The organism is Mycobacterium neumannii, from assembly GCF_002245615.1.
Lineage (GTDB): Bacteria > Actinomycetota > Actinomycetes > Mycobacteriales > Mycobacteriaceae > Mycobacterium > Mycobacterium neumannii_A.
On record NZ_NKCO01000020.1, the window covers coordinates 39,034 to 58,042 of the forward strand.

The following is a 19,009-nucleotide window of genomic DNA, read 5'->3' on the forward strand; positions in this document are numbered from 1 at the left end:
TCGCCGAAGCAACGTCGCGTGACAGACGGTGATCGACAGAAGTGATTGGGAGAGAACCAGATGCGTAGATTCGTGGATATCTCGGTGCCCCTACAGGCGGGGATCGCATCTGATCCGCCGGGACATCTTCCGGAGATCGACTATTACAGCCACGCCGACACGGCGGCTGAGGTCGTCGCGTTCTTCCCTGGCGCGATGGTCGATGACCTACCCGATCGCGAGGGCTGGGCGATCGAACGGGTCCGGATCACCACCCACAACGGCACCCATCTCGATGCTCCCTACCACTACGCGTCAACGATGGACGGTGGCGCGCCGGCGATCACCATTGACCAGGTTCCGCTCGAATGGTGTTTGCAACCAGCGGTAAAGCTTGACTTCCGGCACATCGAAGCGGGCTACGTGGTCACCGCCGCTGACGTAGCAGACGAACTCGATCGCATCGGCCACCAGCTACAGCCTCTCGACATCGTTGTGGTCAATACCGCGGCCGGAGCCCGCTACGGCCAGGCGGATTACGTCTCGTCCGGCTGCGGCATGGGTCGTGAGGCGACGTTGTGGTTGTTGGAGCGAGGTGTGCGCCTGACCGGCACCGACGCCTGGAGCTGGGATGCGCCGTTTGTCTACACGGCACAACGGTATTCCCGTGAGCGGGATCCCTCGATCATCTGGGAGGGGCACCGCGCGGGACGCGAGATCGGGTACTGCCATCTGGAGAAGCTCCACAATCTGGAGTCGCTTCCGGACAGCGGATTTCAGATCAGCTGTTTCCCGGTGAAGGTGCACGCTGCGTCGGCCGGGTGGACACGGGCCGTCGCGATTCTCGACGATTGAGCGATTCATCGTCCCGATCGCACGGCATCCTGTTCCCAGAAGCCTGGCTTACTCCGGGTAGCCCAGACTCCAGCCCCGGTAGGTCCAGTCGCTTGCCACATTCGGGCTGGGCAGGATTTGGATGTTGTGCACGTCTCCGTATCCCGGTGAGAGACCCTGAACACCGCCGGATATGTAGGTCCCGTCCCCGCGCGCAATGTCGATATGTGGGCCGATGGATCCCACGCTGAAGACGAGTGCCCCACGCGGGGGGTTCGGGTCGGTATGGATTTTTCCCTGTTCGAGAAGCGTTTGGTACATGGTCTCAGAAGCGCCGTCCCAACCGTATCGCTCTTGCGGTACCCCGAATGCGTGAGCCACCAGAGCTTCACACCCATACTGACCGAATTGGTCTGTCCCGAGGAGGCTTTCGGCCTTGGCGATGGCGGCATCGGCTCCGGGGATCGTCGGGCGTGGTACTGCTGCGGCACCCGGTGCCAAGAGGAGTGTGGCGGCCAGGCAGGTGGCTACAAGAAGCAGAATCTTTCGGACGTTCATCTCGTGTGCTCCGGTTCTCGGGCCTGCATGGTTGGCTTCTGGCTAGCAGGGTCAGTAGCCGCCGGTGCGATCGGGCACCGGCTGTCTCGGGAACCTGCCCTCGAGCACATCAGGCGTTTCTCCAGGTGTTGTTCAGAAAGCCATCGCCGGACGTTGAGTTGGGGCGTGACCCATGGTGAACCCCATGCCCCCTCCCACGCTGTATAAACACGATCAGCAAAGTCGAGGCATCTCCACACCCGCGGCATCTATTGCGTTGGGAAGGTGCACTCCGCGGGCCTGCCGACGACGGCATACCGGGAACGACGGTTGAAGGGGCATCCCGGCTCGGGCGATCGCGCCCAACACCGAGGGATCGATGAGCCCGCCGGGGAACCCCAGTCGCGAGTCGGAAGTCGGCGGGAAGGACTCACACTGACGGCCGAGTAGACATTGTCGACGCCAGTTTCTAACCTGTCCGAGACACACGTGGCCGGCCCAAGTGCTGGTCCCTGCAATCCAAAGGATCGTGACAATCCGCGTGACCGGCATGCGCCACTCACTCCGACGAACGGTGTGCGGTGCTGCAACCGCAGTTCTCGTGCTGGTCGCCTCGATCGGCGCCGTCAATGCGGACCCGGCGGACGACGCGCTGGCCAAGCTCAACGAGTTGTCGGCTCAGGCGCTGCAAACGCGCGAGGCCGTCACCGCCGCCCAACGCGACGTCGACTCCAAACTGGCTGACCAGAAAGCCGCCGAGGACCGCCACCGCGCCGACCTCGACGCCCTCGCCACCGCGAACGCCCAACTGGCGCCCTACCAGGCGGCGGTCGACCGCATCGCGGCGATGGACTACATGAGTGGCCGCAACGGTCAGGCTGCCGCGCTGCTGACCGCGTCTTCGCCGCAGCAGTTGCTCGACAAGCTGTCGCTGCAGCGTGTGGTCGGCGCCACGCTGGCCGACGAGATGAAGGCGTTTCATGCGGCGCGCGAGCGCGCGGGGTCGGCCGCACAGGCGTCCGAGAAGTCGGCCGCCGACGCCCGCGCCGCCACCGAGCAGGCCGCCGCGGTGCGCGCGGACCTGCAGACCAAATGGAACGACCTCCTGCGCAAGATCGCCGCCGCGGAGGCGCAGTACGCAGCGTTGACACCGCAGCAGCAAGCGGTCATCGACAACGCCGTCCCGCCAGCAGCACCACCACCTCCGCCGCCCGCCGCACCCGCCCCGCCGGACCCGGCGATCCTCGCGATGCCCGGCCAGCCTCCCGTGGACCCTGCTCAAGCTCTGGCGGCTGCCCGCGTCGACGTCCCGGAGGCGCTGCCCGCCGGAGTCGCGAACGAGGCGGGCCTACAGGTCAACACCGTCCTCGCCGCCCGCGCCATCAGCGCAAGATTCCCCCAGATCGCCGACATCGACGGCGTTCGGCCCGACTCCAAGCCGTGGCATCCGAGCGGCTTGGCGATCGACATCATGATCCCCAACCCCGAGAGCGCCGAGGGCATCGCGCTCGGCGACGCGATCCGCGACTTCATGTTGAGCAACTCGAGCCGATTCGGGTTACAGGACGTGATCTGGCGCGGCACGTATTACACGCCGAGCGGTCCGGCGGGCTCAGGCTACGGCCACTACGACCACGTGCACGTCACCACGACACCACGCCGCTGACCGCCATCGGTCACGGGTGCAGGTTCCACTGGCCGCAGTCCTGGGCCAGCACGTCGTTGACGTCGACGCGGATACCGCCGACCACCGGTCCGGGGTTCGAGGCCGTGTCGATGATGCGTTGGTAGAGAACCGCGGCGGGGTAAAGCTGTCCGTTGGACCAGGACCTGGTCTGCCAGGCCCAGACGTGGCCGGCGGAGCCCGATCTGCCGATGACTCCGTCGGCGGCGGCCCACTGGCACGGGCGGATACCGGCGTAGATGCCGGTGCGCTGCACACCGATGACCGAGTTGATGCCGCGGAACCACGGCAGCGCCAGGTCGTTCCAGGTCTGGCGGTCGATGTCGTCGTCGACGCTGAAGAAGATCGGCGCGGTGCGTCCGCCACCGGCGGCGGTGTGCAGGTTCCAACCGGTTTTCGCGTCGGCGACGCCACCGGCGTAGCCGCGGGTGAAGTCCGATGGCGCGGTCCCGCCCGGTTTGCCGTACTGGTAGTTGCTGACGATCACCAAACCGGCCGCGGCCAGCGTCTTGGCGTAAGGCAGGGTGATCGGCTTGGCGCCGAATGAGGATCCGGGTCGTGAGGTCGACACGTAGTTGATGACGCCGGAGTGGCCGGCGGCCCGGATGTCCTGCGCCGGAATCTGGCGCATCGCATAGTCGATCAGCGTGGGGCGGGCGGCCTCGGCCCTCGGCGCGTGCGTGCCCGCTGATGCCGCACCGAGTCCGGCCAGTGCGGACACCGTGGCGGCGTAGCGCAGTGCGTCACGCCGGGATACCTGCACGGCGTGATGTTAACTATGAGACGCCTGTGATTCGGGAGGCACGCAGGGGCAGTGTCAAATTCGATGCTCCGCCGTTACCGGCCAGCCCGGATTCTTGACATGTCCCGTCGAACGCGCGGCCGGATCAGATCCCAAGCACATCGCGTGCCCGGTCGATTTCCTCGGGGTCGGTGGTGGACGGGATGAGCCTGAGCTCGTCGAGCCCCGCCTCTCGTGCGCCGTTGACGGCGGCGAGCAGTCCGGACGCTCCGCAGTTGAACGTCCCTGCGCCTGGAGCCGTCAAGTATGTGGAGGCGTCGTCTCCGATGGAGCCGACCTCTTGCTCCCAGAAGTCCTTCACGTGCTCCTGGAGTTGGTGCTCCGGGTCAGGGCCGAGCGCGAACCACACCGGCGCGGAGAAGTGTGGCCGATCCGTCCTGCCCGCGGCCTGCCACGCCTGAATGACACGCTCGCGCTGCGCGGCCAACGCTTCGGCGTCGAAATGCAGTGAGTGAGCCGGGTCGGTCACCCCGACAGCCCATTGCGCGGCTCGAGCGAGTGCCTTCGGGCCGATCACACCGGCGACGAGCGGGATACCGCCGTTCTGGATGGGCGCGGGGCCGACTGGGAAGTGTCCCTCGACGGGGGGCTTCTGGGCCCACACGCTGCGCATCGCCGCGACCGCGCTGTCCATGCGTTGCCGCTTTCGCTCGAGCGGGCTGTCGACCGCGAGGTAATCCTCATCCCACGCGCCGATGCCGACCCCCAGCGTCAGGCGCCCGTTCGACAGGACGTCTACGGTCGCCAGGTCCTTGGCGAACAGGACCGGATTTCGCAGGGGCAATGCGACGACGTCGGTCCACAACCGCACGCGCTCCGTCATCGCCGCTGCGGCGGCAAGCTGCGGTACGACCGACCAGCTGTGCGGGTACACGAGCCGTTCGTAGGTGACGAGTCCGTACCACGGGCCTTCGTCGATCTTGCGATACCAGGCGAGCTCCGTCTCGCGCCCGTGCGGGAAGAGTGTCGGCAGACCCATGGAGATCTTCAATCCGGCATCAGAGCTCAACGCCGCTCCTTCCGAGGCGTCGGGCACAGCGGCACGCGACGTCTGCGCGGCGCACCGCTATTCGTGACATGTGCAGCATTCCTCCAAACACATCGACGATGGACAGCAGGCATAATAGCAACAGATTGTTTATTTAAGGTTATCGGGGGTTGAGGACCGTGAGTTCGCCAACGCACCGCAAGCGCGCGAATCCCGCAGGTAGGCAACGGGTCCGCCCCGGCGGACGCAGCGAGCGCGTGCGCGAATCAGTGCTGCGCGCATGTCTGGAGCTGCTGACCGAGGGCAAGGTGGAGCTTCCGATCGCGGAGGTAGCGGCACGGTCGGGGGTGAACAGAGGAACCATTTATCGGTGGTGGCCCACCTCGGCCGCACTGCTGGACGACGCCCTCGTGTTCCACACCCGTCATCGCACCGACGCACCGGACACCGGGGCATGGGAGAGCGATGTCCGGTCCCTGATCGCCGAGCTCACCTCGCTCGCAGCCGACCCCGTGGAGCGCGCCATCATGGCCACGGTGATCTCGGGGCGGTATCCGTCGTTGAACGACGCGATGATGGGCTGGTTCCGAAACGATCGCTCGCAATGGCTCGCGATGATCGAGCGGGGCGTTGGTCGCGGCGAGGTGAGCGCTGACGTGGATCCGGCGATGGTGCTGCACATGATGCTGGCACCGGCCGTGTCGGTCTCGCTCTTCGAGGGACGAGCGCTGACATCCCAGGAGATCGACTCCCTGGTGGCATTGGTCTGCCGAGCCACGGCCGCGCGAAACACGTCGCGCAGCTCACGCAACGGAAAGTGACCCTCGGCTATCCGGCCGGGGTCACATCCAGACCCGAGCCCTTGATGGACGCCTTGGCCCGATTCTCGGCTCGGACCGCCCTCTTTCCGCGCACGAACCCCGTTGCCGAGATCGACGCCGCAAGCAGCGCGCTCTCACCCTTGACGAACGGATGGAACCCGACGCCGGCGCCCCCGCGGCCCTTCACCGGAATATCGGCGACTTCGGTGACCTTCCAACTCTTTTCGGCCAACGACAGGATGGCCTCACCGTTGGCGCACGAGACGGGCAGCGCGGCGATGACCTCGTCGTCGTCACCCGCCAACTTCACCCCGGCCACACCGTTGCCGGCAACGCCCTGAGGGTTGACCGCCGTTGGGTCGATGCGCAGGACTTTTCCTCGTCGGGTCACCAACGCCAGGTGGTAACCGTCCGGCAGCACACCCGAGCGCACCAGCCCGGTGATATCCGGGGCGACGGGGATGTCGCGAACCTTGTACGGCAGACCCCCACCGGCGGTGAATTTCACCCGGCCGTCGGTCCACACTGCCCAACCCAGCCCTGAGGTGAGCAACTCGCCGTGGCTGTCGGAGAACACGCCGCGGTCGTCGAGGCGCCAGGAGGCGTTCAGCTTGCGTTCGCGAGGTCCGTCGTCGCCTCCGCCGGACGTGACCGGTGTGGCGTCGAAGTCGAGTACGGTGCGACGATCGAACTCAGGACCCTTGAACAGCTTCGCCGTCTCCACCAGTTCGTTGTCGATCACCTTCCGACGCGCATCCGGATTCGACACCAGCTCAGTGAGTTCGGCGAACTCCGCATCCAGCTTCTCGGCCTCGGCCCGCAGCTCGATGACGTCGAGCTTGGTCAGGCGGCGCAATTGCAACGCCAGTACGTAGTCAGCCTGAACGGCATCGATCTTGAACCGGTCCTGCAGACCCTGTCGGGCTTCGTCGACGGTTTCGGAGGCGCGGATCACCGCCACGGCCGCGTCGATGTCGAGGTGGATGGTCATCAGCCCGGCCACCAGATGACGTCGCGCCGTTACCTTCTCCAGCCGGTACTCACTGCGGTGCAACACCACCGAATCACGCAGCGAGAGAAAGGCTTTGATCAACTCGCGCACCGACCACCACCGCGGAACGCGGTTCTCATCGAGGGCGACGAGGCTGGCGGCGAAGGTCGACTCCAGCGGGGTCAGCGCCAGCAGCTGATCGCGGATCTGCTCGGCGCTGTGGCCGCGTTTGGCGGTGACGACGATGCGCAGCCCGTTGCGGCGATCGGTCAGATCGGACATGTCCGCCACACCAGCGAGCTCCCCGGACTCGACCAGGGCCCGAATCCGTTCCTGCACAGTGTTGCTCGCCACGCCAGGCGGCAGTTCGGTGATGAGGACGTTCTTCCCGTCGACCGAGAGCGTGCCCCGCACGGTGAACTGGCCCCGCCCGGTGGTGAGGTACTCGCGCAGGCCGGCGGTGCCGACCACGGACGCTCCGCAACCCCAGTCTGGGCCCGGGATCAACTTGACCAGCCGGTCGTCGGTCATGTTCGGCGTTTTCAACAGCGCCCGGCAAGCGGACATGATCTCGCGCGGATTGTGGGCAGGCACCTTGGTGGCCCACCCCTCGGCGATGCCGACCGCCCCGTTGCACAACAGCACCGGCCACTGGGCCGGCAGCACGGTCGGCTCGATCCACTCGCCGTCGAACGTCGACACCATGGGCACTGCATGGCTGTCGAGTTCGGCGGTCAGCGCGGCACCTGGTGCCGACAACCGCATCTCGGTGTAGCGGTCGGCGGCGGGGATGTCGCCCTGGATACGGGGGAAAGCACCTTGTCCGTCAATGACTTTCACACGCTGGAATTCGGCGGCCATCAGCGCCGCAGCGCCGTACATCGAAGTGCCACCATGCGGGTGCAGGTTGCCTGTGACCGCGGAACAGATCTTCGACGATTTCTGCGGCTTGTTGCCGGGCTGCAGTTTCGACTCGTGCATCTGGTAGAGCAGACGACGCTGACCCGGCTTGAGACCGTCGTAGGCCGACGGGATCGCACGGTCGCTGACGCTGTAGAGCGCGAACGTCAGTTGATAGAGGTTCCAGTAGTCGTCGGCGGTCTGGTCGACGACCAGGTCCGGGTTCTGCTCGGGAATGTCCAGGGTGGCGGTCACGGTATCTGCCTAGGTCTTAGTCGAGGTCGAGGGAATTGGTGTCGACGCGGGCGGCGATCTCGGCCATCCACGTGCGCCGGCCCTCGGGCGGCCCGCCGAACAACGTGTGGTGCAAATTCTTCTCACCGTCGTCGGGGTGGACGCGAATCACGGTGCGTCGCTGCGGATCCAGTACGGTGTTCCAGAAGTCGTCGGCGTCCATCTCGCCGAGCCCCTTGTTGCGCTGCACCTCGACCCGGCCCTTCGAAGCGGCCTTCAGCTTGGCCACGGCCGCATCGCGCTCGGATTCGTCCTGGCAGTAAATGCGCTCGCTGGCGGTCTTGACCACGAACAAGGGCGGCAGCGTCACGTACACCATCCCGGCCTCGACCAGCGGACGGTAGAAATCGAGGAACATCGAGATCAGGCTGGAGTTGATGTTGCCACCGTCGGGGTCGGCGTCGGAGGCGAACAGAATCCGGTCGTAGCGGCACAGTTCCGGGTCGCAGTTGTCCCGCACACCGCAGCCCAGGATGCGCTCGATGGAGTCGAACTCGTCTTTGGATCGCGCCTTGCTCAACGCGAACCCATACACGTTGGGCGGCTTGCCCTTCAGCGGGAACGCCGCCTGGAAGGCGGCGTCGCGCGCGGCCTTGATGGTGCCCAGCGCCGAATCGCCCTCGCACAGGAACAACTCGGCGCCCGACCCGCGGCCGGTCTCGCGGCTGGGAAGCAGCTTTGGTGGCAGCGACAGGTTGGTGCCAAGCCCTTTGGCCTTCGAAGCCGCGCGCGATCGCGCCTTCGCCCCTTCCGCGCTGCGCCGCGCACGCGCGGACTCCAGCGCCAGCTTGGTCCACAGGGTCACCGCATCGCTGTTGGCCGGGTTGGCCGCCCACACCGTGACGCTGCGCGCGACGTCAGGGGCCATCGCAACGTTCAACGACCGCGACGACACCGCCGTCTTGGCCTGAGAGTCCCAGGCGACGTCCGGCGCACGGGTGTCCACTGCAAGAGCGGTGACGGCCGCGAAATCCTGTGGTTCAGGGCCTTCTTCGCCCTTGGCCAGGCCCAGATCACGCATCCGCGACGCACGATCGGCCAGCGCTTCGGACAGGCCCTTCATCGCGGCCGTCAGATGTGATCCGCCGCCGGGGGTTCGCACGGTGTTGCAGAACGCGGCCACCGTCGCCGGTTCGGCCGGACCCGCGGTCAGCGACCAGCGGAACGGCGTCGGTCCGCGGCCGGTGGTGTACTCGCCGCGACCCTCGACCGCTGCGCGAACGTCCGGCGCGGGAGCGCCCGCGGCGGTGCACATGAGATCGAGCAGCGTGTCTGTGCCCCAAGGGCCGCTGAACGGCTCGAGAAACGCCTGCGGCACCTCCTCGCCGGGCCAGCTCTCGTCGATTACGAGCAGGTTCACACCGGGGGACATCCGGGCCGCGGCATGCGCCCGCAGCAGCACTTCGCCGATGTCGACGCTGGTGTCGGGGACCACCGCCGGGTCGAACAGGATGCGAACGGTGGTGCCCTGCATGGCGGGCTTCCGATTTGCGGTGCCGCGCAGTTTCTGGGTGTCGGCCCGGGTGAACGGGGCGTTCGGGTCGAACTCCTTGCCTTCGAACGTTCCCGGGTAACCGCGCCCGAAGCTTTGCACGTAGGTCTTGCCGCCCCGATGCACCGTCACGTCGGTGCGTGCGGAAATGAATACCGCAGCGGCGGCGCCGATTCCGTTCAGACCGGCCCCCGTGCTCGCCGCGTCGGTATGGACAGAGAACTTCCCGCCGGCCCGCGCGGTGCCGAGCGTCTTGACGATGCCGTTCTTTCCTGTCGTCGGATCGGTGTCGACGGGCAGGCCGCGGCCGTCGTCGGCGACGCTGACCGATCCGTCCGCGTGCAGGGTGATCGTCACGGTGGATCCACCGTTTCCCGGATCGGCGACCTCCTCGACGGCGTTGTCGATCAACTCACGCAACGCGGTGTTGAGCACGTCGAGCCCCAGGTTCACCGCCGGCCGCAGGCGTGTGTGCTGGACATCATCGAGTTCGGTGATGTCGGCGGCGGTGTAACTCACTGCAGGTCCTTTGTGTCGATGCCGAGAAGGGGGCCGCAGGAATCGTAGACGGGGCCACCGACATCTCCGCGGAACCTGGGAGCGTGCGGTGATCACGGTGTCGACACAACGTGATGAACTCCGCCAGACGCACGCCTACCGCTGCGTGTCGGACCTCTTCGGGGCGGTGAGCGCGGAATCGCGATTCACATATTCGAGGTCGTGCGATAACGTCGAAATCAGTGTCCTGTACTTATGAGATTGGATTCGGCTACATGACTGTGACTGGCGAGCGGCAAGAGATCCGGCTCGACGACGTCGAATTCAACCGGCGCGATCACCCGGATCGGCCCTTGCGCCCCATCCCGCCGGGCCGAGACCACTTCGCCGCCCAGTGGCGGCAGATGCGCGAGTTCATGTTCGGCAAGTGGATCGACATCGACAAAGAGGTCGAACCCAACGAGCTCACCCGGCTACGCGACGACTACTTCTGGCAGGGCGACGAGCACATCATCGGCGTGGTCGACGCGTTCGAGCGGCTGGGCTACGAGAAGGGCCGCGCACTGTACGAACAGGCGCTGACTCAGGGCATCGACTCACTCGAGGACCCACCCCGGGAGTTCGTCGAATTCTTCGAGCACATCGATCAGCTGCCGAGCCGGTTCGACCTGGAGGCCGCCGAACGCGGCCGCATGCTGGCGATGTCGGCCACCAAGACCGCCACCATGATCATCCAGGGGTGGGCGTTCTACGAGACCGCGATGACCGGCGACATCTCGGCATCCACCGGTGCCACCGGGCGCTTCGCCGACGACGGCCCGCGTCGCTTCATCGAGACCGCGCGGGTGTTCGCGGAGTTCACGCTGCCCGACATCTTCGACCGGCACTCGGAGGCCTTCCAGGATGTGATCCGGGTGCGGTTGATGCACGGCTTGGCCAGTCGCGGGTTGCGCCGCAAGTGGGGCGACGACGTCTATCTCAAGTTCGGTGAGCCGATCCCGGTGACGTCACTGCTGGGATTCGGCAGCGGCATGTTGCTCGGACGCCTTGTCGACCACGCGTTCGGACGCAAGCTGACCAGCCAGGAACTCGAGGACCTCGCCGAGTACTCGTCGTACTCGGGGCGGCTGTGGGGTGCGCCCGAACGGCTCTACTCCCCGACCGGTCTGGAGCTGATCAAGTCGTTGAACTACGTGCTGGCCAGGGGCGGCGACCCGTCGCCGTGGCGCGCTGAACTCGTCGACGCGATCGCGGGTCCCGCGCACCTGACGACGCTGACCGAAACCCTCCCGGGCGTCGTCAAGAAGTTGGTGGCTCGCCATGCCAACCAGCTCACTGCAACCCTCGCACTCGTTCCGGCGGGCGCGGTGTTCGGTTACCGGCAGATCGAGGCGATGGTGGCCGGCAGTTTCTTCGAGCCGCTGGGTTACAACTACGAACGCCGAGTCCGGATCTTCACCGAGATCGCCAAACTCAACGTCCGCGTCGCGATGGTGGCCGACAAGCTGCCGTGGTCCAACCCGATCCGCGAGCAGAGAAAGAAGACCGGCGCGGCTGCGCGCGAGCGGATCGCGATGCTGAACAAGATCGCCCGCGGACGGCAGATCCCGCTGACCTTCACGAGCCACGACCTATCGACGAAGGGCGAGGGGTTTACCGGCTGAGCGCGCCCATCCGCTTGACCGCCTCGGCGAGGACGGCTTGCGAGGTGGCGAAGTTCAACCGGACGTGACCGGCGCCGCCGGAGCCGAAGACATGCCCGGAACTGAGCGCCACCCGCGCCTGGTCGAGAAACGCCCGCGCCGGGCCGGCCAGGTCGGAGACGATGCCGGGGCCGTCGACACTACCGGGCTCCTCAAGGTCGAGTCGGCGGCAATCGAGCCAGGCCAGGTACGTGCCTTGCGGCCGGATGTAGTCGACGAGGGGCAGGTGTTCGGCGATCAGTTGGCCTAGCAGGTCGCGGTTCGCCGACAGGCCGGCCAGCAGCGCATCGAGCCATGCCTCTCCCTCGTTGAACGCCACCGTGTGTGCCATGACGCCGAGGTGGCTGGGGCCGTGGCTGACTTCCTCGGGCATCCGGTCGAGGTCTGCCGCCGCCTCGGGGCCGGCGACCACCACTGCCGCCTTGAGGCCGGCGAGGTTCCACGCCTTGGAGGCCGACGTGACAGCGAAGGCGTCCTCGGCGCCCGCCACGCTCAGATACGGCGTAAAGTCCGCTCCCGCCAACACCAATGGCGCATGAATCTCATCGGAAACAACGCGCACGCCACGATCGCGGGAGAGCGTCGCGATGCGTGCGAGCTCGTCGGCCGAGTGCACGGCGCCGGTCGGATTGTGGGGACTGCACAACAGGTAGACCACCCGATCGCTCACCGTCGCGGCCGTGCCGAACGCCGCATCCAACGACGCCAGGTCGATACGACCGTCCATACCGAGGCGCGCCTCGATGACGCGGCGGCCAGCGTGCGTGACGAAGGCGTAGAACGGCGGATAGACGGGCGCGTTGACGATCACGACGTCGCCGGGTTCGGTGATCAGCTTGAGGACCTCGACGATGCCCAGCATCACGTCTGGGACGAGCGCGGTGCGTTGCACCGCCAGTCCGTCCCAGCCCCAACGACGCGCCGCAAACCCAGACAAGGCCTCGGCATAGGCGCGCGCTCCGCTCGGATACCCGGTGTCCCCCAGGGCGATTGCCGTATTCAGCGCATCGGCGATGGGTTCGGCCAAGGGCACGTCCATCTCCGCGACCCATAGTGGCAACACATCTGCAGGATGCGCCCGCCACTTCATGCTGGTCCGCCGGCGCAGTTGCTCGACGGTCAACTGCTCCAGCGGATTCACCACCCCATTTTGTCGCAACGTCGCCGACCGCGGCGCACGCCGGGCATCGGCGCTAACACGGTTGACAACATACAACCAATCAGTTGTATATTCTGATGGTGACCGATCAGGACGAGGACAGAGCGGACGCGTTCTTCCACGCCCTGGCCGACCGGACTCGGCGAGACATTCTTCGTCGGGTGATGGCCGGGGAGCATTCGGTCACGGCGCTCGCGGCGCAGTACGACATGAGCTTCGCCGCGGTGCAGAAGCACGTCGCCGTGCTGGAGAAGGCAGGCCTGATCTCCAAGCGTCGCCAGGGGCGAGAGCAACTGGCGAGTGGTGATGTGGAGGCGGTGCGGTCAGTCGCCTCGATGCTCACTGAGCTCGAGGACGTCTGGCGCGGTCGCATCGCTCGCATTGACGACCTACTCAGCGAGGAATAACCATGCCTGTCACCAACATCAGCAAGAACATCGACGACCGTACCCTGACGATCAGCGCGGAGTTCGCGGCGCCCGTCGAGCGGGTCTGGCAGATCTACGCCGATCCGCGGCAGCTCGAGAAGGTCTGGGGCCCACCGGGTTACCCCGCGACCGTGGTCGAGCATGCGCTGACGCCAGGCGGCACGGTCACCTACTACATGACTGGACCCGAAGGCGAGAAGTACGGCGGTACTGGAAGGTCACGGCCGTCGATGAGCCGCGCAGCTTCAGTTTCGAAGACGGGTTCGCCGATGACGACCTCAAGCCGGCAACCGATATGCCCGTCGCGCACAGTGTCTACACCTTCGAGGCGATCGGCGACGGTGCGACCAGAGCCACCTACGTCAGCACGTACGAGTCGGCCGAAGGCCTGCAGAAGGTGCTCGAGATGGGTGTCGAAGAGGGCACGGCGCAGGCGATCAATCAGATCGACGAACTGCTCGCGAGCTGACGCCGGAAAGGCCACGGTGCCGGAACCTCTTCTGTTACAGGGGTTCCGGCATCGTGGCGTCCGCTGGGATGTCCCGGGTCAACCGCGGTCCGCGATCTCCCGGTCGGCATGGACGGGAACCAGAAGTGGCGCGACGAGCGGGAAGATGGCCGACGCCGCGAAGGCCACCGGATAGCCGACGGCCGCGATCAGCGCGCCGAACACCGGCGGCGTAGCGCCCATCGTCACCATCTGACCGGTGTACTGGACGCCGAGAGCGCGCCCACTCCAGAACGGTCCGGCGAATTCGGCGATCGCGGTGTAGGCCAACCCGTTGTCGGTCACGGTGATCATCGACGCGATCACGATCACGGCGACGCTCACCGGAGAGCCCAGCTCGTCGGTCACCGCCAACACCAACATGGCGAGCGCGGCGGCGACACTGATGATCTGGATCGGGCGCAGCCGCGCACCGAGACGGTCCGACCAGTGCCCGGCAGCGACCCGGCCGACTGCGCCGAGCAGTTGTGCGACAGTCACCACGACCCCCGCCGACGCGGCCGACCACCCGCGGTCGGCCATCAACCAGACCAGGGTGAATGTCCACACCACGCTCTGCGGCACCACCAACAGCATCGATACGGCGTGGATCCGCAACAGCACCGTCGAGCCTCGATAGGGATTGGCCAGATGCTCGGTCGGCGCCTCCGACCGCGGTGGCCTCGGCGGATCCACCACGCCGGTCGCGCTGATCAACGCCGACGCCGCGCACAGGACCGCGGGAAACAACAGCGCCGCGGCGACACCGTGGTGCTGGGCGAGTTGGGGGATCACCAGCGCCCCCAGTCCTACGCCCAACGGGGATGCCGTATGCCGAATCCCCATCGCCAAGCCACGCCGGTTCGGCGGAAACCACCCCACCACGAGTCTGCCGCTGGCGGCACTGTTGCTCGCCGCGGCCATCCCGCCCAGGAGTAGAAACGCCCCCGTCGCCACCAGAGAATCGACTGCTGCGGCTGCGAACGCCGCCGCCGCGGTGAGTGCCAAACCTGCTGTGAGCACGATCCGTTCGCCCACCCGGTCCACCACGTGGCCCCACGCGTACATCGTCGTCGCCACTCCGAAGCTGGGCATCGCGGACAGCAGACCGGCCTGTGCAAGATGAAGCTCGTCGTCGAGGTGCAGCTCAGGGATCAGGAACGCGGCGCCGTTGATGAACACGTTGGCGCACAATGTCGCAGTGAGAGCCATGACGAGCATCGACCAGCGCCGGAGGGTGCTGATCGAGTCGATGGACATGACCGCATGGTTTCGCAGGGTTCAATAATGCGGAATGGACGCCACATCTATTCGAGAATCGGCCACGAGTATGAGGAAAAGGCCGAGACACCACGCATCGCAGGTGCCGGTGTCAGTCGTTACCGCGCGGGGGCGGTTGCACTGCGACACCGCTTGATTCGTGCTCAGGGCCGGCGTCGGGATGTTCTGCGGGAACCCGCTCACGGAAGCGACTGGCTTCGCTCGGCCCCTGCGGGTGCTTCTGCCGCTCTTCGCTGCGGTAGGGCCCAGGCTTGGCCCGTGGCTGACCGCCGGGAAAGGCCAGCCGGAAGATGGTGCGGTGCACCGTGAACCACTGCTTTCCGAATCGTCCGGAGTTGTACGGCAGTTCGTAGCGCTCGCAGATGTCTTTGACCTTCGGGGCGATCTCGGAGTACCGGCTGCTGGGCATATCCGGATACAGGTGGTGTTCGACCTGATAGCCGAGGTTGCCACTGATGATGTGGAACAGGGGGCTGCCCTCGATGTTGGCTGCGCCGATCAACTGCCGGACGTACCAGCCGCCACGGGTTTCGTTCTCGACTTCCTCTTCTGTGAACGTGTAGGTCTGGTCCGGGAAGTGCCCGCAGAAGATGATGGCGTGCGCCCAGACATTGCGGATGAGATTGGCCAGTGCGTCGGCAGCCAAGGTACGCAGGAACGTGCTTTCGACACCGGGCAGCACGCGGTCGAAAGTGTTGGCCACGGAGGCGACTCGGCCCTTGCCTGAAATTTTGCGGAGTCGGCGCCCGATGCGTGACTGCGCCGGTTGCTCGACCCGGCTCCCCAGAGCCAGCTTGGTCAACGCGAATGCGCCCGCGCTGACGGCCGGCCAGCCGATGTAGTCCTTGAGGATCTGTGCGCGCGCCTTGCCGCTAATGCCCTTCAATTCTTGACGCACCTCCGACCACGGCTTCTCGCCCCGCTGTGCGGCTCTGAAGTCGATATCGTGGACTGCCACCCCCCACTCGAAGAGAACCGTCAGCAGGAAGTTGAACAACGGCTGCGCCAACCAGACCGGATGCCACGGCTGACGAGGGTCGATGCGCATGATCTCGTAACCGAGATCGCGATCCTTGCCCAGAATGTTGGTGTAGGTGTGATGAATGTAATTGTGGGAATGCTTCCACGACTTCGCCGTCGACGCGGTGTCCCAGTCCCAGACGGACGAATGGATGTCGGGATCATTCATCCAATCCCATTGGCCGTGCAGGATGTTGTGACCGAGTTCCATGTTCTCCAGGATCTTGGCCATCCCGAGACAGCCCGTGCCGAGTACCCACGCCGTGCGTGACCGGGAGGCCAGCAGCAGCACTCGTCCGACGACGACGATCTGGCGCTGCGCCGAGATCACGGCCTTGATGTAGTTACGGTCGCGGTCGCCCAGTTCGGCGAAGACCTCGTCGTGTATCGCGTCGAACTCTTTGGCGAGTTTCTCCAGTTCCTGCTCGCTGAGGCGGTTGAGCGGGCTTTCGATGTATGTAGTCACTTGATTCCTCGTATGTTCACAGTGCGAATTCCACGTCACCTTCAGGAGCGTGAATACAGATCCGCACGTCTTGCCCGGTCGGCTCGGTTACATCCCCGGATCGCAGGTCGCGCACTTTGCCGGACTTCAGCGTGCCGACGCAGGTGTGGCAGATTCCGATCCGGCAGCCGTAGGCGAGGTTCAGACCGGCTTGCTCGCCGGCTTCTAAAATTGGTGTGCCGCCGTCACATTCGGTCGTCTCGTCGCTGTCCAGGAACGTGATCTGACCGCCTTCGCCTTCACCGGCGTTGCCGCCGATCTTCGGCTGGAAGCGCTCGAAGTGCAGCCGGTCCGGGTCGCCTTCGCGCTCCCAATGCTCGATCATCGCGTCGAGCAGATCGCTCGGACCGGAACAGAACGCCTCGCGGCCACGCCAGTCCGGGCACACCTCGTCCAGATCGTCCGCCGACATGCGGCCCCGTTCCGCCGTAATCCGCAGGTCCAGCCGCACTCCGTCGTGGCGGCGGTCGAGATCCTCGAGATCCGACAGAAACATCACCTGGTCGCGCGTGCGAGCCGAATGAATCACCACCACGTCGTCGAGCTCGCCCCGGTGATCAAGGCTGCGCAACATGCTGATGATCGGTGTGATGCCACTACCCGCGCTGATGAAAAGCATTTTCGCGGGCAACGGCTCCGGCAGGGTAAAGACGCCTTCTATCTCGCCCAGCCGTACCAGCTCTCCCGGCTGGATCTTGTGCACCAGGTACGGCGACACCACTCCGCTGTCGACTTTCTTGGGAGTGATGCTGATCAGACCGTCCTGAGGTTGGGGATCTGACGTGAGTGAGTACGCCCGCCAGTGGTAGCGGCCGTCAATGACGAGGCCGAGTCGCACGTACTGGCCGGGTTTGTGACCCGGCCACTCATATCCCGGCCGGATCAGCACGCTGGCGGCTTCGGAGCCCTGCGGCTCGACTCGCTCGACCTTGCCGCGCAACTCCTTGGTGGTCCACAGCGGGTTGACCATCTCGAGGTAGTCGTCGGGACGTAAAGGGCTGAACAGGTGGCGCACCGCGCGCAAGAAGAAGCGGCGACCCCGAGGAACGGGGGGTTCGGCACCGCGTTCCGCCATGATCCCCCTTCTCACCACCTGACTCGACGAGATGGCCACCGCGCCGATCATCAGCTCCCTGCGCCGGGATAACCCGCCGAATGTGAGTTCAAACACCGACGGGAGGAGATCCCCAAGCGTGTCAGCCGACTCAATCGCCGATGCCGCGGCGGATTGCATCGCCACCGGCGACAAGGTGCTAACGCCACGCGCCCGGCAGTCGATGGAAGAGGCATGACGCCGTTCCGTGTTGTCGTCGTCGCGCTCGCCGGTGCGCTGAGTGCACTGTCGTTGGTGGGAGTGGCGACCTCCCGCGCCGACGCCTTCGCACAACTCGATCGCGTTCCCGTGGTGGCCTCGCCGACATGCGGCGGCAGCGTCAGCGCCGAGGCTCAGTTGACCCCGGTTCAGGTCGGCGATCGCGTCGAGAACGGGGTTCGCGTCGCGATCAGCTACGACGCCGGCACCTACGACGGCTCCTGTTCTCTCACCGTCACGGCCGATTGGGTGAACCTCGACACCGGCGCCTCGGGAAGCAGCGACATCACAGCCGTTTCGACCATCGACGGGCATTACGGCTTCATCGGATATGCGAACACCACGTTCCCGACGGGCAGCGGCACGATCGTCGTCACGCTCAGCTCGCACCCGGATGCCGAGATGCGGATTACTACTTAGCCCAACTCTTCGCGGCCCCCTGTATCGGGAATGCGGCACGCCCTCCGGGACTTGACGTCAAACGTACTGAGTTCGTAACTCCCCGGAGAGGTAGAAGACATGAGCACCACACCCTTGGCCGGACGGCGAGCGCTTGTCACCGGTGGTTCACGCGGGATCGGCGCGGAAATCGTGCGTCGTTTGGCATCCGACGGCGCCGCGGTCGCTTTCACGTACTCGGCATCGGCGACGGATGCCGAAAAGCTCGTGGCCCAAGTCGCCGAGCGCGGCGGGCGGGCCGTGGCCATCCAGGCCGACGCCGCCGACCCCGCTCAAGTTGCCGCGGCGGTCAACCAGACCGTGGCCGATCTCGGCGGTCTGGACGTGCTGGTGAACAATGCCGGCGTCGCCCACCTGGCGTCGATCGACGACTTCCCGGCCGAGCAATTCGACCGTCTGGTCGCGACCAACATCGGCGGAATGTTCTGGGCAGTCCGCACAGCGGTGAAGTACCTGGATGAGGGCGCGCGGATCATCAACATCGGCAGTATCAACGCCGACCGCGTTCCGGGACCGGGGCTTTCGGTCTACGCCATGACCAAGGGCGCGGTCTCGTCCTTCACCCGCGGATTGGCCCGCGAACTCGGCCCGCGCGGCATCACCGTCAACAACGTCCAACCGGGGCCGATCGACACCGATGCGAATCCCGACAACAGCGGCGACTTTCCCGAGAGCTTGAAGAAGGTGACGGCACAAGGCCGCTACGGACACGTCGGCGATGTCGCTGCCGTCGTGAGCTTTCTGGCGGGCTCCGAGTCCGGGTTCGTGACCGGCGCGAACTGGAACGTCGACGGGGGCTTCACCGTCTAGGCACGCCGACCGCACCGTCGGCGCG

The 19,009-nt window shown here is 65.9% G+C and carries 15 protein-coding genes and 1 pseudogene; 8 read left to right on the forward strand and 8 right to left on the reverse strand.

Going from position 1 to position 19,009, the window contains the following annotated elements; translation table 11 throughout:
• Positions 1-60 precede the first annotated feature (60 nt).
• Both CEX88_RS20155 and CEX88_RS20165 read left to right on the forward strand, forming a co-directional pair.
• A complete protein-coding gene (locus CEX88_RS20155; protein ID WP_094294821.1) occupies positions 61-834 on the forward strand; it encodes a cyclase family protein in 774 nt (257 codons plus the stop codon).
• Positions 835-1,891: 1,057 nt separating this feature from the next.
• The gene (locus tag CEX88_RS20165) at positions 1,892-3,016 is read left to right on the forward strand and encodes a coiled-coil domain-containing protein (RefSeq protein WP_094294823.1); all 1,125 of its coding nucleotides are present in this window, start codon (positions 1,892-1,894) and stop codon (positions 3,014-3,016) included.
• 10 nt (positions 3,017-3,026) lie between these two features.
• Here CEX88_RS20165 and CEX88_RS20170 read toward each other — a convergent pair whose 3' ends face one another.
• Positions 3,027-3,797: a DUF1906 domain-containing protein gene (locus CEX88_RS20170; RefSeq protein ID WP_094294824.1), complete on the reverse strand. Its 771-nt coding sequence runs from the start codon at positions 3,795-3,797 to the stop codon at positions 3,027-3,029.
• 124 nt (positions 3,798-3,921) lie between these two features.
• The gene (locus CEX88_RS20175) at positions 3,922-4,845 is read right to left on the reverse strand and encodes an LLM class flavin-dependent oxidoreductase (protein ID WP_126315916.1); all 924 of its coding nucleotides are present in this window, start codon (positions 4,843-4,845) and stop codon (positions 3,922-3,924) included.
• Between the two features lie 158 nt (positions 4,846-5,003).
• On the opposite strand from CEX88_RS20175, the gene CEX88_RS20180 reads away from it, so the two are divergent.
• Positions 5,004-5,645, forward strand: a complete 642-nt coding sequence (locus CEX88_RS20180; protein ID WP_202931582.1) for a TetR/AcrR family transcriptional regulator — start codon at positions 5,004-5,006, stop codon at positions 5,643-5,645.
• 7 nt (positions 5,646-5,652) lie between these two features.
• Here the strand turns inward: CEX88_RS20180 and CEX88_RS20185 are convergent, their stop codons facing one another.
• Together CEX88_RS20185 and CEX88_RS20190 are read right to left on the reverse strand one after the other, a co-directional pair.
• Positions 5,653-7,791 carry a DNA gyrase subunit A gene (locus tag CEX88_RS20185; RefSeq protein WP_094294827.1) on the reverse strand — a complete coding sequence of 713 codons (2,139 nt, stop codon included), beginning with the start codon at positions 7,789-7,791 and terminating at the stop codon, positions 5,653-5,655.
• 16 nt (positions 7,792-7,807) lie between these two features.
• Positions 7,808-9,841, reverse strand: coding sequence for a toprim domain-containing protein (locus CEX88_RS20190; protein WP_094294828.1), 2,034 nt, complete (start codon positions 9,839-9,841; stop codon positions 7,808-7,810).
• 254 nt (positions 9,842-10,095) lie between these two features.
• Between CEX88_RS20190 and CEX88_RS20195 the strand changes: the two genes are divergently transcribed.
• Positions 10,096-11,484 (forward strand): oxygenase MpaB family protein, encoded by a 1,389-nt coding sequence (locus CEX88_RS20195; protein WP_094294829.1) that lies wholly within the window; start codon positions 10,096-10,098, stop codon positions 11,482-11,484.
• On the opposite strand, the gene CEX88_RS20200 is transcribed toward CEX88_RS20195, so the two are convergent.
• Positions 11,474-12,613 (reverse strand): MalY/PatB family protein, encoded by a 1,140-nt coding sequence (locus tag CEX88_RS20200; RefSeq protein ID WP_094294866.1) that lies wholly within the window; start codon positions 12,611-12,613, stop codon positions 11,474-11,476. The genes CEX88_RS20195 and CEX88_RS20200 overlap by 11 nt on opposite strands.
• A 146-nt stretch (positions 12,614-12,759) precedes the next feature.
• Between CEX88_RS20200 and CEX88_RS20205 the strand changes: the two genes are divergently transcribed.
• Positions 12,760-13,089 (forward strand): ArsR/SmtB family transcription factor, encoded by a 330-nt coding sequence (locus CEX88_RS20205; protein ID WP_094294830.1) that lies wholly within the window; start codon positions 12,760-12,762, stop codon positions 13,087-13,089.
• A gap of 2 nt (positions 13,090-13,091) precedes the next feature.
• Positions 13,092-13,579 (forward strand): annotated as a pseudogene (locus tag CEX88_RS20210) (SRPBCC family protein).
• A gap of 78 nt (positions 13,580-13,657) precedes the next feature.
• Here CEX88_RS20210 and CEX88_RS20215 read toward each other — a convergent pair.
• From CEX88_RS20215 to CEX88_RS20225, 3 genes are all read right to left on the reverse strand, one after another.
• Positions 13,658-14,857, reverse strand: a complete 1,200-nt coding sequence (locus CEX88_RS20215; protein ID WP_094294831.1) for an MFS transporter — start codon at positions 14,855-14,857, stop codon at positions 13,658-13,660.
• A 112-nt stretch (positions 14,858-14,969) separates the two neighbouring features.
• Complete coding sequence (locus CEX88_RS20220) at positions 14,970-16,364, reverse strand: fatty acid desaturase family protein (protein WP_094294832.1); 1,395 nt, start codon at positions 16,362-16,364, stop codon at positions 14,970-14,972.
• A gap of 16 nt (positions 16,365-16,380) precedes the next feature.
• On the reverse strand, positions 16,381-17,478 hold the full coding sequence (locus CEX88_RS20225; protein ID WP_094294867.1) for a ferredoxin reductase: 1,098 nt from the start codon (positions 17,476-17,478) through the stop codon (positions 16,381-16,383).
• A 213-nt stretch (positions 17,479-17,691) separates the two neighbouring features.
• Here CEX88_RS20225 and CEX88_RS20230 point away from each other — a divergent pair, with 213 nt between their 5' ends.
• Both CEX88_RS20230 and CEX88_RS20235 read left to right on the forward strand, forming a co-directional pair.
• Positions 17,692-18,135, forward strand: a complete 444-nt coding sequence (locus CEX88_RS20230; RefSeq protein ID WP_094294833.1) for a hypothetical protein — start codon at positions 17,692-17,694, stop codon at positions 18,133-18,135.
• A gap of 99 nt (positions 18,136-18,234) precedes the next feature.
• Positions 18,235-18,984 (forward strand): SDR family oxidoreductase, encoded by a 750-nt coding sequence (locus CEX88_RS20235; protein WP_094294834.1) that lies wholly within the window; start codon positions 18,235-18,237, stop codon positions 18,982-18,984.
• Positions 18,985-19,009: the final 25 nt, after the last annotated feature.